The sequence below is a fragment of the Telmatospirillum siberiense genome (assembly GCF_002845745.1).
Taxonomy (GTDB): domain Bacteria; phylum Pseudomonadota; class Alphaproteobacteria; order Rhodospirillales; family Magnetospirillaceae; genus Telmatospirillum; species Telmatospirillum siberiense.
Map to the genome: position 1 here is coordinate 14,913 of NZ_PIUM01000048.1, position 16,577 is coordinate 31,489.

Consider the following 16,577-nt stretch of genomic DNA (forward strand, 5'->3'; position numbering starts at 1 on the left):
TGCCCGGCTCAAGGCCGGGCATGACGTCTTTTGGTTAGCGGTAACTGACGACCGGGCCGCCGGGAAGGAGACATAAGGTGTCGGAACGTCAAGAACGCATCACCGGTGAAGCGGCGCACCCGTTTCGGCACCTCCAGGAAAACGACCGATGAGTCCTTCGCGTCCCTTCATCCTGCGTCCCGTCGCGACCTCCCTGTTGATGGTGGCGATCCTTCTGGTCGGCCTGGTGGCTTTCAAATTCCTGCCGATCTCGGCGCTGCCCGAGGTGGACTATCCGACCATCCAGGTGCAGACCTTTTATCCGGGCGCCAGCCCCGAGGTGATGACCTCGGCGGTGACCGCTCCTCTTGAGCGCCAGTTCGGGCAGATGCCCAGCCTCAACCAGATGTCCTCGGCAAGCTCGGCCGGCGCTTCGGTCATCACCTTGCAGTTCGGGCTCAATTTGAGCCTCGATATCGCCGAACAGGAGGTGCAGGCGGCGATCAACGCGGCCGGCAACCTGCTGCCGTCGGATCTGCCGGCCCCTCCCATCTATGCCAAGGTCAATCCCGCCGACGCGCCGATATTGACCCTGGCGGTGACGTCGAAGACCATGCCTTTGACGCAGGTCGAGGATCTGGCGGATACCCGTCTGGCGCAGAAGATCTCGCAATTGCCGGGTGTCGGTCTGGTGAGCATCAGCGGTGGCCAGCGGCCGGCCGTCCGCGTCCAGGCCAATCTCCAGGCGCTGGCCGCCTATGGCCTCAATATCGATGATTTGCGCACCACCATCGGCACCGCCAATGTCAATACGCCCAAGGGCAATTTCGATGGGCCGACACGGGCATATACCATCAACGCCAATGACCAGCTGAAAAGCGCCGACGAGTACAACGGGATCGTCGTCGCCTATAAGAACGGCGCTCCGGTCCGTCTCTCGGACGTGGCGAAGGTGGTCAATGGCGCCGAAAACAGCAAATTGGGCGCCTGGATGAATAGCAGCCCGGCGGTCATCATCAATATCCAGCGCCAGCCGGGCGCCAATGTGATCGAGGTCGCCGACAGCATCAACGCGCTGCTCCCCAGCCTGCGGGCGGCGATGCCCTCCGCCGTCGACGTCTCCATTCTCACCGATCGAACGAACACCATTCGCGCCTCGGTAAACGATGTCGAGTTCGAGTTGGGCCTTTCGATCGTGCTGGTGGTGCTGGTCATCTTCCTGTTTCTGCGGAACGTCCCGGCGACCCTCATTCCCAGCCTGTCGGTGCCCCTTTCGCTGGTTGGTACCTTCGGCGTCATGTATCTGGCCGGATTTTCGGTGAACAATCTGTCGCTGATGGCGCTGACCGTCGCCACCGGCTTCGTCGTCGACGACGCCATCGTGATGATCGAAAACATTTCCCGATATATCGAGCAGGGGGAGACGCCGCTGCAGGCGGCCTTGAAGGGGTCCGAGGAGATCGGCTTCACCATCGTCTCCCTGACCATCTCCCTGATCGCGGTTCTGATCCCGCTGCTGTTCATGGGCGATGTGGTGGGCCGCCTGTTTCGCGAATTCGCCATCACTCTCGCGGTGACCATTTTGATATCCGCCGTGGTGTCGCTGACCTTGGTTCCCATGCTGTGCGCCAAGCTGTTGCATCACCGGCCGCCCGAACGGGAGACGGCGGCCAATCGCTGGGCGCAAGGCTGGTTCGACGGGCTGGTCGGCGGCTATGGCCGCTGGCTGGATTGGGTGCTCGACCATGCCCGGTTGACCCTGACGGTCGCCCTCGCCACGCTCGGCTTGACGGCGCTGCTCTATGTGATGATCCCCAAAGGCTTCTTTCCCGTTCAGGACACGGGGCTGATCCAGGGCATTTCGGAAGCCGGCCAATCGGTGTCCTATGCGACCATGGCGGAACGCCAGCAGGCACTGGCCGAGGCCGTTTTGAAAGATCCCGACGTCGAGAGCCTGTCTTCCTTCATCGGTGTCGACGGGGCCAACACCACGCTCAACAACGGGCGCTTTCTCATCAATCTGAAACCAAAGAATCAGCGCGACGCCAGCGCCAGCGAGGTGATCCGGCGCTTGCAGCGGGAGACCGCCGATGTCACCGGAATCAGCCTTTACATGCAGCCGGTGCAGGATCTGACCATCGATGCCAATGTGAGCCGCGCCCAATATCAATTCGTGCTCGAGGATGCCAATCCGGAAGAGCTGGCGCTGTGGGTTCCCCGGTTGGTCGAGCGCCTGTCCGCCCAACCGGAATTGGCCGACGTCTCCAGCAACGCGCAGGAACGCGGCCTGTCGGCCTATATCAAGATCGACCGCGACACGGCGGGCCGTTTCGGCATTACGCCGGCCACCGTCGACAACGCGCTTTATGACGCCTTCGGCCAACGCATCGTCTCGACCATCTTCACCCAGTCGAACCAGTATCGGGTGATCCTCGAAGCCGACCCGGAGGCTCAAACCACCCTGAAATCGCTGGCCTCCCTCTATCTGCCGTCGGCCGCCGGCGGCCAGGTGCCGCTGTCGACCATCGTTTCCGTTATCGAACAGACGGTTCCGCTGCAGATCAATCATCTGGGCCAGTTTCCTGCCACCAGTCTGTCGTTCAATCTGGCCCCGGGGGCATCACTGGGGGACGCGGTTGAAGCGATCCAGCAGGCGGAAAAGGACATCGGTCTGCCGGACAGCGTGATGACCAACTATCAAGGCGCCGCATTGGCGTTTCGGTCGTCGCTGTCCAATGAGGTGTTTCTCATCCTGGCGGCGCTGGTCACGATGTACATCGTGCTGGGGGTTCTCTATGAAAGTTTCATCCATCCGGTGACCATCCTGTCCACCTTGCCGGCGGCCGGCATCGGCGCCCTGCTGGCCTTGATGGCGGTGAAGAGCGATCTCGGCGTCATCGGCATCATCGGCATCATTCTCTTGATGGGCATCGTCAAGAAGAACGGCATCATGATGGTGGATTTCGCCCTCGAGGCCGAACGCCATCAAGGCAAGTCGCCGCGTGAGGCGATCCATCAGGCCTGCCTGCTGCGCTTCCGTCCCATCCTGATGACCACCATGGCCGCGCTGCTCGGCGCCTTGCCCCTGATGGTCGGAACCGGGACCGGTTCGGAGCTGCGTCATCCGCTTGGCGTCTCGATCGTCGGCGGCCTGATCGTCAGCCAGGTGCTGACGCTGTTCACCACGCCGGTGATCTATCTGGCCTTCGATAAATTGGCCCGTCGTTTCCATCGTGCCGACGACGGCGAGGAGCGGGCGGCGCCATGAATCTGTCGGCCCTGTTCATCGCCCGGCCGGTCGCCACCACCCTTTTGACCCTGGGCGTCGCCCTGGCCGGCGCCATCGCCTTTTTCCTGCTGCCCGTTTCCCCGTTGCCGCAGATCGATATCCCGACGATCTCGGTGCAGGCGTCGATGGCCGGCGCCAGCCCGGAGACCATGGCGACCAGCGTGGCCACGCCGTTGGAGCGCCATCTCGGGCAGATCGCCGATGTCACCGAGATGACCTCGTCGAGTTCGGTCGGGTCGACCCGCATCACCTTGCAGTTCGGCCTCAATCGCGACATCGACGGCGCGGCGCGCGACGTGCAGGCGGCGATCAATGCGGCGCGTGCCGACTTGCCGGCCAGCCTCAAGAGCAATCCCACCTATCGCAAGGTCAATCCCGCCGACGCGCCGATCATGATCATCGCCCTGACCTCAAGAACCTTGACCCAGGGACAGCTTTACGATTCGGCGGCGACGGTCCTCCAGCAAAAGCTGTCGCAGGTCGAGGGGGTCGGTCAGGTCAGTATCGGCGGCAGTTCGCTGCCGGCGGTGCGCGTCGAGATTAATCCCCATGCCCTGTTCAAATATGCGATCGGCCTTGAAGATGTGCGGGCCGCCCTGGCATCGGCCAATGCCAATGCGCCGAAAGGGGCGATCGAGGAGGAGGGGCGGCATTACCAGATCTATACCAATGACCAGGCCAGGACGGCCGAGCAATACCGGCCGCTGGTCATCGCCTATCGCAACGGAGCCGCGGTTCGGCTGTCCGACGTCGCCGACGTGGTCGATTCGGTCGAAGATCTGCGCAATCAGGGATTGGCCAACGGACAGCCTTCCGTTCTGATCGTCCTCACCCGGCAGCCCAGCGCCAATATCATCGAGACGGTCGACCGCTTGCGGGCCTTGCTGCCGCAGCTCAAGGCGTCGATACCGGCCGATATCGACATGGCGGTTCCGATGGATCGCACGACGACGATCCGCGCCTCGTTGCGCGACGTCGAGCGCACCTTGCTGATCTCGCTGGTCCTGGTGATCCTGGTCGTGTTCCTGTTTCTGCGCGATTGGCGGGCGACGCTGATCCCGTCCGTCGCCGTGCCGGTCTCCCTCATCGGCACCTTCGGCGCCATGTATCTGTTGGACTACAGTCTCGACAATCTGTCGCTGATGGCCTTGACCGTCGGCACCGGTTTCGTCGTCGACGACGCCATCGTCGTGTTGGAAAACGCCGTCCGCCATATCGAGGCGGGGATGCCGCGGATGAAGGCCGCCCTGCTGGGGGCGCGGGAAGTCGGCTTCACCGTCCTGTCCATGAGTCTTTCGCTGGTGGCGGTCTTCATTCCCATCCTGCTGATGGGGGGGATCGTCGGACGCCTGTTCCGTGAATTCGCCGTGACCTTGTCGGTGGCCATCCTGGTTTCGCTGGTGGTGTCCATGACCACCACGCCGATGATGTGTTCGCTGCTGCTTCGCCATCGGCCGGCGGGACGCCGGTCGCGGCTGTTTCGACTGAGCGAGCGCGTTTTCGAAGGTATGCTGCACGAATATGAACGGACGCTGGGGACGGCGCTTCGCCATCGGCGTCTGACCCTGCTGGTGTTGGTGGCCACCGTCGGCCTTAACGGCTATCTGTTTTCCATCGTTCCCAAGGGGTTCTTCCCGCAACAGGATACCGGCGCGATGGTCGGCGGCATCCAGGCCGATCAGAGCATTTCGTTCCAATCGATGCGCCAGAAGCTGGTGGCATTCGTCAACATCATCAAAAGCGACCCGGCGGTGGCCAATATCGTCGGCTTCACCGGGGGAGGGCAGACCAATGGCGGATTCGTTTACGTCGCCCTGAAGCCCCTTTCCGAACGGGATCTGCCGGTCGACAAGGTGATCGGCCGGCTGCGCGGCCAGCTCGCGCAAGTACCGGGCGCTTCGCTATTCTTGCAGGCGGTGCAGGATATTCGCCAGGGCGGGCGGAGCGCCAATGCCCAATACCAGTATACCTTGCAGGCCGACGAATTGTCCGAACTGCAGACCTGGGCGCCCAAGCTCGCCCAGGCGCTCGGTCATTTGCCCGAGCTGGCCGATGTCAATTCCGACCAACAGGACAAGGGCCTGGAGACCGATCTGCAAATCGACCGTCCGACGGCTTCGCGCCTCAAGCTGACCGCGAGCCAGATCGACAACACCCTTTACGACGCTTTCGGCCAGCGCCAGGTGTCGACCATCTACAATCCGCTCAACCAATATCATGTGATCATGGAGGTGGCGCCGCAGTACTGGCAAAGCCCGGAAACCCTCAACGAGCTGTTTATCAGCACCTCCGGCGGGTCGGTCGGCGGCACGCAGGCGACCAACGCGGTGGCCGGGACCTTCAAGACGACCACCACCGCGACGTCGTCGTCGAGCGGTTCCTCTTCGGCCAAACAGGTCGCCGCCGACACGGCGCGCAACCAGGCGACCAACCAACTGGCCAACAGCGGCCGGGGCAGCGCCTCGACGGGCGCGGCGGTAAGCACGTCGGCCGAAACGATGGTGCCGCTTTCCGCCGTCGCCCATTACGGTCCGGGCACCACGCCGCTGGCGGTCGCCCACCAGGGGCATTTCGCCGCCAGCACCCTGTCCTTCAACCTGCCGCCCGGCAAATCTCTGAGCGATGCGGTCGATGCGATCGAGCGCACCATGCGGGAGATCGGCGTCCCCGCCTCCATCCATGGCAGTTTCCAGGGAACGGCCAAGGCCTTCCGGGATTCGCTGTCCAATGAGCCGATTCTCATTCTGGCGGCCCTGCTGGCCGTCTATATCGTTCTGGGCGTCCTCTACGAGAGTTACATCCATCCGATCACCATCCTCTCGACCTTGCCGTCGGCTGGCGTCGGTGCGGTGCTGGCCCTGTTGGTCTGCAACACGGAGTTCAGCATTATCGCCTTGATCGGAGTGATTTTGTTGATCGGCATCGTCAAGAAGAACGCCATCATGATGATCGATTTCGCCCTTGATGCCGAACGGGTCCAAGGTTTGGAACCGGTCGATGCCATCCGCCAGGCCTGTCTTTTGCGGTTTCGGCCGATCATGATGACCACCATGGTTGCCCTGCTGGGAGCCCTGCCATTGGCGTTGGGTCATGGCGAAGGTGCGGAAATGCGCCAACCCCTGGGCATCTCGATCGTCGGCGGCCTGATCGTCAGCCAGTTGTTGACCCTTTACACCACGCCCGTGGTTTATCTTTACATGGATCGTCTGCGGCATTGGGGGCAACGTCGCCGTGACCGCAGGACGCTCGGACGAACGGCGCCAACCCAGGGATAACTCAAGACAACAAATTGAAAGTGCTGACGTTTTTCTAGATCCGAAAAAGTCTCTTGTCAGGCGGGGGGGCTTCGGACCAAGGTATGCGCTCTGCGAGAAGGGGGACGCTATGGTCGAAAAGTCTAGTATGCTGGATCAACTTGAGCAGGAGATCGAATCGGAGTTCATCGACGAGACCCGCGATGTGCTGGCCGGTCTCGAGGTGATGTTGGGGAACTTCGAATCCGGGCTGGTCGATGCGGTCCGGGCGATGATCACTTTGCGCAAGGCCTTCCGTTCGCTCGAATCGAGAAGTCAAAGCCTGGATAAGGCGACGATGAGCATCGTCACCCACCGCGCTTCGGAATATCTGTCCGATTCCCAGGAGTTGGAACGCGCCAACGTCGTCGACGTGCAGTCCTACATCGACGTTTTGCGCAAATTGCTCGACCGCAACGCCAGCACCGAACATTCCAGCGAACTGGTGCGCCAGCTGCCCTCCCGCCGGATCGTCGATTTCGACGTGGTCGAGGCGGCGAAGAAGATGAACATCGAAATGCTGATGGTGATTCCCGACCGGGCCACCAGCCATTACGTCGAGCGGGAACTGGCCGCTTGCGGCTACCGGGTGTCCAACGCCGGGCATTTCTTCCGTGGCCTTGAACTGGCGGTCCGTACCCAGCCCGATTTCATCATCTGCTCCGCCGTGCTCGACGAGGCTTCCGGCATCGATCTCATCCGGGCGCTTAACGGCATCGCCGCGACCACCCATACGCCGGTGGCCCTGCTGACCAGTTACGCCGCCGGACATCCCTCGCTGGCCGAACTGCCGCCCAGCGCGGCGGTGATCCGCAAGGGCAGCGCATTCGGCGAGGATCTGGCCAACGCCCTGGCGCGTTTCAAGATCACCTGAGGCGAACGATCCGAATTCGTTTGGCGGCGAGAGGGGGGGATGTGATAAGGACCAAGGGGTTCCTGGAAAAGGCTTGCGGCTGATATCCCATGATTGGACGCCTTGTTTCTCTCATCCTTCTCTTCACCGGCCTGTCGCTCTCCCTTTCGGGGTGCATCGTGGGTGACGGTATCGCCCATGTGGTGAAACTGGCGCAACAAAGCGGCCAGAAAAAAACGGAAGCCGCTCAAGCCGAACCTGCGGCCGCGCCGGAGGCGGCCGCGGCGCCGCGTGATGACTCACCGCCGCCGCCGCCCGCCGCCGCGCCCAGCCGTAGCGCGGTCAGCGTCGAGTCATTGGATCCGCCGCACTGACTTATACCAACTCTCGGTGATCGGAACCGATCACCGAGCCCTTAACGGGCCAGCCAAGTCTCGATGAGTCATCCTCATCGAGACTTGGTATTAATCTTTACCGGAGGTGCGTTTTGGGGATCGGTTCCGCCCTGCATCAATTGCGCGTCCGTCCGCGCCTGCTGATCGCCGTCGCCCTGGCGGTGATCCTCTGGTTCATCCTGCCGGTCGATCTGCGGCGATCGACCCGGGCCATCCTTTCCCTCGATCTCGGCGGGGCGGTGTTTCTGGCGCTCAGTTGGACGATGATGAGCCGCGCCACGCCGGAACGCATGCGCCTGCGGGCCCGCATGCAGGACGAGGGGCGCTGGACCATCCTGCTGCTCACCGTCGGGGCCGCCATCTTCAGCCTCGCCGTCATCGCCGTCGAACTGCACGGCATGAAGGATCTGCCCGGCGACGGGCAACTGGCGCATCTCGGTCTGGCGGCGGGCACCATCGTCTGTTCGTGGCTGGTCACCCACACCATGTTCGCCCTGCATTACGCCCACGCCTTCTACGGCGACGGAGATGGCGATCCCAACACGGTGGACCGGGCCGGAGGACTGGATTTCCCGGCGACCGAGCATCCAGACTATTGGGATTTCCTCTATTTCTCCTTCGTCGTCGGCATGACCGGCCAGACCTCGGACGTGCAGATCCGGGGCCGGAGCATCCGCCGGCTTTGCCTGGCCCAGGGGGTGCTCGCCTTCTTCTTCAACACGGTGATCCTGGCGCTCAGCATCAACATCGCCGCCGGCCTGCTTTAGGGGCCGGTCTTCTCAAAACTCGACGTCGAGTTCGTCGAAATCGTCGGGTTCGGCCTTCGCCGCCTTGGTCCAGGCGACCAGGGCGGGCCATTTCAGGATGGCGCGGCAATAGGCCTGCGAGGCGGAATCGAGCGTCACGTCATAGGTGCGAAAACGGGTGCAGACGGGGGCGTACATGGCGTCCGCCATGGTCATCGAGGAGCCGAAGAGATAAGGCCCGCCGTAGGTGGCCAGACAGTCCCGCCAGATCGAGGTGATGCGCGCGATGTCCGGCAGGGCGCCGGTGAAAACCTTGAAGCCGGGATGTCTGGCCTTCAGCGTCATCGGCAGGGCCGAGCGCAGATTGTAAAATCCGGAATGCATTTCGCCGGAGACCGAGCGGCAGTGGGCCCGGGCCACCCTTTCCCCGGGCAGCAATCCCGCGGCCGGGTTCCATTCGCTCAAATATTCCGCGATGGACAGCGTGTCCCAGATTTTCGCCCCGTCATGTTCCAGGCAGGGCACCAGGAAGGACGGGGACAGCAGCAGCAACTCGGCGCGGACCGCGGCATCGTCGATCGGCACGATGCGTTCCTCGACCTCCAGGCCGGCCATCTTGCAAAGCAGCCACCCGCGGAGCGACCAGGATGAATAGTTTTTGCTGGAAATGGTCAGAACGGCTGCCGGCATGACGAAATCCTTCCCCAAAAGATTTTCCGTCGGAAAATGACCGTGGCGCGAAGGTGCGCCCCCGTCGGCGCCGCGCGTCCGTCACTTGCAGATTGAAATGATTATCTCGCATTGCAGCAAAATTTTCACTACCCTTTCCAGCCAGGGGGAGACGTGGTGGAGGCGGGCATGCTTTATCTGGCTTATCAGATGCAGTCCAATCTCATGGCGCCGTTGCGCGCCATGGCTGCGGCTGTCCGTTCCGGCAGCGATCCGATTCGTGAAACCTCCGGCGGGTTCACCTGGTCCCATCTGGTCGCCGCCTGGGAGCTGATATCGCGCGCCGGTCTCAGCCATCAACAGCCGGCTTATGGTATCGACACGGTCCGCATCGGCGAGCGCGACGTGGCGGTCGTCGAGGAAAGTGCCGCGGTGACGCCTTTCTGCACCTTGCGTCATTTCCGCAAGGCCGAGGAGGGGGTGCCGCAGCCACGGCTTCTCGTGGTGGCCCCGCTGTCCGGGCATTTCGCCACCCTGTTGCGCGGGACGATCCGCACGATGCTGCCCGACCACGACGTCTATGTCACCGACTGGAGCAACGCCCGCGACGTCTCGGTCGATCACGGGTCTTTCGGCTTCGACGATTATGTCGAGCATGTCATCCATTTTCTCGAGGTTCTGGGGCCGGGCGCCCATGTGCTGGCCGTCTGTCAGCCCTGTGTCCAGGTGCTGGCCGCCGTCGCGGTGATGGCCGCCGACCATCATCCCGCCCAGCCCGCCAGCATGACCCTGATGGCGGGGCCGATCGACGTCCGGGTCAATCCGACCAAGGTCAACGAACTGGCCACCAGCAAGCCCATCGAATGGTTCGAGCGCAAGTTGATCGCCACGGTGCCATGGCCGCATCGCGGCGCCGGCCGCAGGGTCTATCCCGGCTTCATCCAACTTCTCGCCTTCATTTCGATGAACGTCGGCAGGCATCTGAAGGCGCATCGCGATCTCTACGACCATCTGGTCAAGGGCGAGACCGACCGGGCGGAAGCCATCAAGGCGTTCTACGACGAATATTTCGCCGTCCTCGATCTTTCGGCGGATTTCTATCTGGAAACCGTGCGGATCGTCTTCCAGGAGGCCCGTCTGGCCAAAGGGGAGCTGACCTATCGCGGGCGCGCGGTCGATCCCGGCCTCATCCGGCGCACGGCGCTGCTGACCGTCGAGGGCGAGAAGGACGATATCTGCGCCGTGGGCCAGACGGCGGCGGCGCACGATCTCTGTACCGGCCTGAAGCCTTATATGAGGCGCCATCATCTGCAGGCCGGCGTCGGCCACTATGGCGTGTTCAACGGGAAGCGCTGGGAAGGCCAGATCTATCCCATCGTCCGCAACCTGATCCTGGCGACGAACTGACGGTCATGTCCATGCGCGTGGCGGGGACGGCATAGACAAGAAAGAAAACCACCAAGGCACCAAGGCACCAAGGGGGCGGAACGCGCCGCAGGCTTTCGTCCCCTTGTCCATCGCTCAAGCGATGCCGGTAGAGTCTAATGCCTGCGGCGCTAAAGTCACCTTGGTGTCTTGGTGCCTTGGTGGTTCAGTACCTCTTCCCTCCGCCCGTCATTCCGCCAGATGCCCCAGCGGCAGGGCGGTCCGGTATTGCACCTGCTTCAGGGCGAAGCTCGATTTGATGCTGGCGACGCCGGGAATGCGGGTCAGATGGTCGAGAACGAACCTTTCATAGGCGGCGAGGTCGGAGACGACGACCCGCAGCAGATAATCGAAACTGCCGGTCATCAGGTAGCATTCCAGGACTTCGGGGCGTTCGAGCACCGTGCGCTCGAAGGTTTCCAGGCTGGCCTCCACCTGTTTTTCGAGGGTGATGTTGACGAAGACGTGAACCGGCAGATCGATGGTCGCCGGATCGAGCAGGGCCACATAGCGCCGGATGAAGCCGTCCGTTTCCAGAAGATGCACCCGCCGCGAACAGGGCGACGGCGACAGGCCCACCTTGTCGGCAAGATCGAGGTTGGACATCCGGCCGTCCTCCTGCAGGGCGGCCAGAATGCGATAGTCGATGGTATCCAGGGGACGCTTTGGCATGAATCACCAAGACTGTCTGACGCTACGGAAAGTTATTGCGTGATCTTCCCTTCATCGGGGGGATAACGCAAGGACGTGCCATCCCCATGCACCGTAAAATGACGGACTTGATCCAACGAAGGTGGTTTCCATGGCCGACGTCCGTGCGATTTCCCAGAGTCCCGACCCTCTTTCCCAGGAGGTCGAATGCCTGGCCGCGCTGGAGGATCAGGTGCGATGGCTGTCGTCTTGGATGATCCACAACGCCAACCATCTGCGGCGCAAGCGCGACGGCCTCAAGGTCGGCGGCCATCTGGCGTCCTGTTCCTCGTCGACGGCGCTGCTGACGGCGCTTTATTTCGGTGTGCTGCGTCCCGAGGACCGGATCGCCGTCAAACCGCACGCCAGTCCCGTTCTGCATGCCATCGAATATCTGCAGGGCCGCGAATCGCGTGAGCAATTGGAGAATTTCCGCGGGCTGGGCGGCGCCCAGTCCTATCCATCGCGCACCAAGGACGCCGTCGATATCGATTTTTCCACCGGCTCCGTCGGTCTCGGCGTCGCCGCCACCGTGTTCGCCAGTCTGGTTCAGGATTACGTGTTCATGAAGGGGCTGGCGCCGAAGGGCGCGCGGCCCGGCCGGATGATCGCCCTGGTCGGCGACGCCGAGCTGGACGAGGGCAACATTTACGAAGCCCTGCTGGAAGGCTGGAAGCATGACGTCCGCAACGTCTGGTGGATCGTCGATTATAATCGGCAAAGTCTCGACGCCGTCGTGTCCGACCGACTGCAGGGGCGGATCGTCTCGTTGTTCGAATCCATGGGATGGCAGGTCGTCACCCTGAAATATGGCAAGCGCCTGGAGGCGGCCTTCGCCCGGCCCGACGGCCAGTCCCTGCGCCAGTGGATCGATGCCTGTCCCAATGCGCTCTATTCGGCGCTCACCTACAAGGGAGGGGCCGGCTGGCGCGAGGCTCTGACCCGCGATCTCGGGCATTTGCCGGGGATCGAGGCGTTGTTGGCCGAGCATGACGATCCCGCCCTGGCCCGCCTGATGACCAATCTGGGCGGACATGACCTCGAAGGCATTCTCGATGCTTTCCGCTCCATCGATCATGACCGGCCGGTGGCTTTCCTCGCCTACACGGTCAAAGGCTACGGGCTGCCCATCGCCGGCCATAAGGACAATCACGCGGGGCTGCTCAGCCCCGACCAGATGGAGGCCTACAAGGCCAGCCTCGGCATTGCCGACGGCCGCGAATGGGATCCGTTCTGTTGTCATCCGGACGCCGAAGAGCGCCTGCGGGCCTTCATCGCCGAGGCCGGCCCCGTCCGCCGGCGCCCGGCCGCGGTGCCGCCGCCGCCGCCGGTTCCGGTTCCTCCGTCCTTGCGGATCGAACCGGCCGCCAACATGTCTACGCAGGAGGCCTTCGGCCGGATTCTCGCCGAGCTGGCTCGTGGCGACGATGGCTTGGCCCGCGCCATCGTGACCACCTCGCCCGATGTGACCGTTTCGACCAATCTGGGCGGCTGGGTCAACAGGCGGGGGCTGTTCGATCGCGCCCAGCGTCCCGACGTCTTTCGCGATCTTCAGGTGGTCTCGGCGCAGAAATGGGCGATGTCGCCGGCCGGGCAGCATATCGAGCTGGGTATCGCCGAGAACAATCTGTTTCTTCTCCTGGCCGCGCTCGGCCTGTCGGCGCCGTTGTTCGGGGCGCGCCTTCTGCCCGTCGGCACGCTCTACGATCCCTTCATCGCGCGTGGTCTCGACGCCCTGAATTATGCCTGCTACCAGGATGCCCGCTTCATGCTGGTGGGCACGCCGTCGGGCATCAGCCTGGCGCCGGAGGGCGGCGCCCATCAATCCATCTCGACGCCCTTGATCGGCATGGGCCAGCCGGGGCTGATCTATTTCGAACCGGCCTACGCCGACGAACTGGCGGCGATCATGCGCTGGGGGTTCGAGCATATGCAGCAACCGGACGGCGCTTCGATCTATCTGCGCCTGTCGACGCGGGCCCTCGTCCAGCCTGAGCGCGAGATGGATGCCGCCCAGGCCCGCCAGGTGATCGAGGGGGCCTATTGGGTGGTGCCGCCGGGCGCCGATTGCCAATTGGTGATCGCCTATGCCGGCGTCGTCGCGCCGGAGGCCCGGGAGGCGTTCGAGACGGTGCGCGAGGAAATCCCCGGGGCGGCCCTGCTGGCGGTGACCTCGCCCGATCGACTGCACAGCCAATGGCAGGTCTCGCGCCTGCTGGGCTCTCCCGGCCGCTCCCATGCCGAGCGTCTGTTCGAGGCCGTGCCGCGCGGCGCGGCCCTGATCACCGTGCTCGACGGTCATCCGGCGACCTTGTCCTGGATGGCCAGCATCGGCGGCTTTTCCAGCCGCGCCCTGGGTGTCGACCGGTTCGGCCAATCGGGGGATATTCCCGATCTCTACCGGGCCTACGGCATCGATTCCGGCGCCATCATAGAGGCCTGCGCGGTGGCCTTGCGGGATCGGGCCGGCCGGGACTGACGGTGGTCGGGGGAGGGATGGGCGTGGCGATGAGCCGGCGTCTTCTGCGGGGTCCCGCCTATTCGCCGGCGCCGTCGAGAAAGAAGCGATAGGCCGGATTGCCCGTCTCCTCCCAATAGGGATAGGCGAGACGGTCAAGATAGCGTTGGAATTTCTCCCTCTCGGCGGGAGGCACCTGAATGCCGGCCAGCACCCGGCCATAGTCGGCGCCGTGGTTGCGGTAATGGAACATCGAGATGTTCCAGTCGGGCGCCATGTCGGTCAGGAACTTGATCAGGGCGCCGGGGCGCTCGGGGAACTGGAAGCGGTAGACCAGTTCGTCGGCCAATCCCGTGACCCGGCCGCCCACCATATAGCGGACATGGACCTTGGCCATCTCGTTGTCGCTCATGTCGACGACGGTATGGACCTGATCTCGCAAATGGGCGAGCAGGGCCTGCTTCTCCTGGACACCCTCGCTCAGTTCGATGCCGACGAAGATGCGGGCGAGCGACGGGTCGGAATAGCGGTAGTTGAATTCCGTGACCGAGCGCCGGCCCAGGGCCTGGACGAAGCGGCGGTAGCTTCCCGGCCGTTCATCGATGGTCACGGCGAACAGCGCTTCCCGCTTTTCGCCGATTTCCGCCCGTTCGGCGATATGGCGCAGACGGTCGAAATTCATGTTCGCGCCGCTGTTGATGGCCAGCAACGCGCCGGCCGGCGTGGGATTGGCGGCGGCGTAGCGTTTCAGGCCGGCAAGGCCTAGCGCCCCGGCCGGCTCGGCGATGGCCCGGGTATCATCGAAGATGTCCTTGACCGCGGCGCAGATCTCATCGGTATCGACGATCAGGACGTCGTCCAACCGGTCGCGGCACAGGCGGAAGGTTTCCTCCCCGGCCTGACGGACGGCGACGCCGTCGGCGAACAGGCCGACCTGATCGAGCACCGTCCGGCCCCCGTCGGCGATGGCCTTCGCCATCGAGGCGGCGTCTTCCGGCTCGACCCCGATCACCTTGATCTCGGGGCGCAGGAACTTGACGCAGGTGGCGACGCCGGCCGCCAATCCGCCGCCGCCGATCTGCACGAACACCGCCTCGATCGGACCGGGATGCTGGCGCAGGATTTCCAGCCCGATGGTGCCCTGGCCGGCGATCACCTCCGCGTCGTCGTAAGGGTGGATGAAGGTCAGGCCCTTCTCGGCCTCGATCTGGCGGGCGTGGGCGCTCGCCTCGTCGAAGGAATCGCCATGCAGAACGACGCGGGCGCCGCGCCGCTTCACGGCTTGGACCTTGATCGCGGGCGTCGTGCGCGGCATCACGACCCAGGCCTTCGTTCCCAGCTTCTGGGCGGCCAGCGCCACCCCTTGCGCATGATTGCCCGCCGAGGCGCAGATGACGCCGCGTTCCAGGGCCTCGGCGCCGAGGCCGGCCATTTTGTTGTAGGCGCCGCGCAGCTTGAAGGAAAATACCGGTTGCAGGTCCTCGCGTTTCAGCAATGCCGTCCGGCCAAGGCGTTCGGACAGTCGCGGCAGGGGATCCAGGGGACTTTCAATGGCGACGTCATAGACCCGCGAGGTCAGGATCCGGCGCATATAGTCCAGCGTATCGGCGACGTCTTTCCGCGTACTGCTCATACCTTGGCCCTTTGAGTGAGGGGGATTCGGGGCGCCGTTCGTTTTTTCGAAGGCACCGAAGTTTTCAGATTAGGGGGGGATGGGAACACTCGCAACGGCGGGTTTGGCTAGACGCCGCCGTGGAAGGAGCCGCGTCGGAAGAAAGGATCGATTTGTTGATATTTTTCATTAATTAAATCAATCTTAGGTTAGGCAGAAGGCTATGCTGGATACTTGCCGCAGAACGCGGGGACCCGGTGAGATGGGGGATGTCATGTCGTTTTTCGAAGATCGGAAAATTGCCACCAAAATCATGATGCTGCTCGGGCTTCTGGGGCTGTTCATCCTGGCGACGGTGGTATTCACGGCCTCCCGGATGCAGCGTATCGATGATCTCTATTCCGCCTTGCTGACCAAGGACGCCAAGGGGGTCGTGCTGGTGGGGCGCTTGAACACGCGGCTGCTCGATACCGGTCGGCTGATGTATATGATGATCGCCGAGTCCGATCAGGAAAAGATGCGGACGATCGATCGGGAAATCACCGCGACCACCGAAAAATTCCGGGAATTCGCCGGGGGCGCGAAGATTCTCCTGCCGCGACGGGCTGCTGAAATCGATGAGATGGCCAAGACCTTCGATGCCCTCGTCAAGGCGATGCAGGATGTCCGGGAAAGGGCGTTGGCCAATGACAACGACGCGGCCAATCTCATGATGAGCGAGCGCTTCATTCCGGTACTCACCACCTTGAGAACCTCGGTGAATAGTCTCGTCGAAGGGACCCTCGGCAATCTGGAGCAGGTGTCGTCCGAGGCGACGGCGCAAACCACGTCGACGATCCGGGCCACCTACCTCTTCGTCTGTACCGGTCTGGCGCTGGTATTGCTGCTGGCCAATTTCGCCAGCCGCCGTTACCTCTCGAAGCCGATCGTGGCGATGGGCGAGGTGATGGGCCGCTTGGCCGATCGCGACTATACGGTCGAAATTCATGGCGCGAGCCGGCGTGACGAGGTGGGGGTGATGGCGAAGGCCGTCCAGGTGTTCAAGGAGGGCATGATGCGGGCGGACGAGGCGGCGGCCCAGCAGGAGCGCGACCGGCAGGAGCGCGAGCAGCGGGCCCGGAAGATCGAGGCGATGACGCGGGAGTTCGACGGGGCGGTCTCGGCCATC

Annotated in this window: 11 protein-coding genes; 8 read left to right on the forward strand and 3 right to left on the reverse strand. The window is 63.3% G+C overall.

Going from position 1 to position 16,577, the window contains the following annotated elements; all coding sequences use genetic code 11:
* Window positions 1-148 precede the first annotated feature (148 nt).
* The 5 genes from CWS72_RS25655 to CWS72_RS25675 all read left to right on the forward strand — a co-directional run bounded on the left by CWS72_RS25655 (window position 149) and on the right by CWS72_RS25675 (window position 8,576).
* A complete protein-coding gene (locus CWS72_RS25655; protein ID WP_101253516.1) occupies window positions 149-3,247 on the forward strand; it encodes an MdtB/MuxB family multidrug efflux RND transporter permease subunit in 3,099 nt (1,032 codons plus the stop codon).
* Complete coding sequence (locus CWS72_RS25660; protein WP_101253517.1) at window positions 3,244-6,543, forward strand: efflux RND transporter permease subunit; 3,300 nt, start codon at window positions 3,244-3,246, stop codon at window positions 6,541-6,543. The genes CWS72_RS25655 and CWS72_RS25660 overlap by 4 nt, the downstream gene beginning before the upstream one ends.
* Before the next feature lie 109 nt (window positions 6,544-6,652).
* Window positions 6,653-7,435, forward strand: a complete 783-nt coding sequence (locus CWS72_RS25665; RefSeq protein ID WP_146002887.1) for a PleD family two-component system response regulator — start codon at window positions 6,653-6,655, stop codon at window positions 7,433-7,435.
* Window positions 7,436-7,524: 89 nt separating this feature from the next.
* Window positions 7,525-7,788, forward strand: coding sequence for a hypothetical protein (locus CWS72_RS25670; RefSeq protein ID WP_101253519.1), 264 nt, complete (start codon window positions 7,525-7,527; stop codon window positions 7,786-7,788).
* Between the two features lie 113 nt (window positions 7,789-7,901).
* Entirely contained in the window at window positions 7,902-8,576 is a 675-nt protein-coding gene (locus CWS72_RS25675; protein WP_199175997.1) for a DUF1345 domain-containing protein, read from the forward strand.
* A 12-nt stretch (window positions 8,577-8,588) separates the two neighbouring features.
* Here the strand turns inward: CWS72_RS25675 and CWS72_RS25680 are convergent, their stop codons facing one another.
* A complete protein-coding gene (locus CWS72_RS25680) occupies window positions 8,589-9,245 on the reverse strand; it encodes a glutathione S-transferase family protein (RefSeq protein WP_101253525.1) in 657 nt (218 codons plus the stop codon).
* A gap of 168 nt (window positions 9,246-9,413) precedes the next feature.
* Between CWS72_RS25680 and CWS72_RS25685 the strand changes: the two genes are divergently transcribed.
* Window positions 9,414-10,631 (forward strand): polyhydroxyalkanoate depolymerase, encoded by a 1,218-nt coding sequence (locus tag CWS72_RS25685; protein WP_101253520.1) that lies wholly within the window; start codon window positions 9,414-9,416, stop codon window positions 10,629-10,631.
* Between the two features lie 207 nt (window positions 10,632-10,838).
* Here CWS72_RS25685 and CWS72_RS25690 read toward each other — a convergent pair whose 3' ends face one another.
* Window positions 10,839-11,321, reverse strand: coding sequence for an Lrp/AsnC family transcriptional regulator (locus CWS72_RS25690; RefSeq protein ID WP_101253521.1), 483 nt, complete (start codon window positions 11,319-11,321; stop codon window positions 10,839-10,841).
* Between the two features lie 130 nt (window positions 11,322-11,451).
* On the opposite strand from CWS72_RS25690, the gene CWS72_RS25695 reads away from it, so the two are divergent.
* Window positions 11,452-13,818: a 1-deoxy-D-xylulose-5-phosphate synthase N-terminal domain-containing protein gene (locus tag CWS72_RS25695; RefSeq protein WP_101253522.1), complete on the forward strand. Its 2,367-nt coding sequence runs from the start codon at window positions 11,452-11,454 to the stop codon at window positions 13,816-13,818.
* Between the two features lie 58 nt (window positions 13,819-13,876).
* Here the strand turns inward: CWS72_RS25695 and ilvA are convergent, their stop codons facing one another.
* Entirely contained in the window at window positions 13,877-15,430 is a 1,554-nt protein-coding gene (gene ilvA, locus CWS72_RS25700) for a threonine ammonia-lyase, biosynthetic (protein ID WP_101253523.1), read from the reverse strand.
* A gap of 253 nt (window positions 15,431-15,683) precedes the next feature.
* On the opposite strand from ilvA, the gene CWS72_RS25705 reads away from it, so the two are divergent.
* Window positions 15,684-16,577 (forward strand): HAMP domain-containing protein (locus tag CWS72_RS25705; protein ID WP_158240823.1); only part of this gene is annotated, 894 nt, incomplete at its 3' end.

Coding starts and splice junctions, on each gene's coding strand:
- CWS72_RS25655 (WP_101253516.1), top strand. CDS start 149: ATGAGTCCTTCGCGTCCCTTCATCCTGCGTCCCGTCGCGACCTCCCTG.
- CWS72_RS25660 (WP_101253517.1), top strand. CDS start 3,244: ATGAATCTGTCGGCCCTGTTCATCGCCCGGCCGGTCGCCACCACCCTT.
- CWS72_RS25665 (WP_146002887.1), top strand. CDS start 6,653: ATGGTCGAAAAGTCTAGTATGCTGGATCAACTTGAGCAGGAGATCGAA.
- CWS72_RS25670 (WP_101253519.1), top strand. CDS start 7,525: ATGATTGGACGCCTTGTTTCTCTCATCCTTCTCTTCACCGGCCTGTCG.
- CWS72_RS25680 (WP_101253525.1), bottom strand. CDS start 9,245: ATGCCGGCAGCCGTTCTGACCATTTCCAGCAAAAACTATTCATCCTGG.
- CWS72_RS25685 (WP_101253520.1), top strand. CDS start 9,414: ATGCTTTATCTGGCTTATCAGATGCAGTCCAATCTCATGGCGCCGTTG.
- CWS72_RS25690 (WP_101253521.1), bottom strand. CDS start 11,321: ATGCCAAAGCGTCCCCTGGATACCATCGACTATCGCATTCTGGCCGCC.
- CWS72_RS25695 (WP_101253522.1), top strand. CDS start 11,452: ATGGCCGACGTCCGTGCGATTTCCCAGAGTCCCGACCCTCTTTCCCAG.
- ilvA (WP_101253523.1), bottom strand. CDS start 15,430: ATGAGCAGTACGCGGAAAGACGTCGCCGATACGCTGGACTATATGCGC.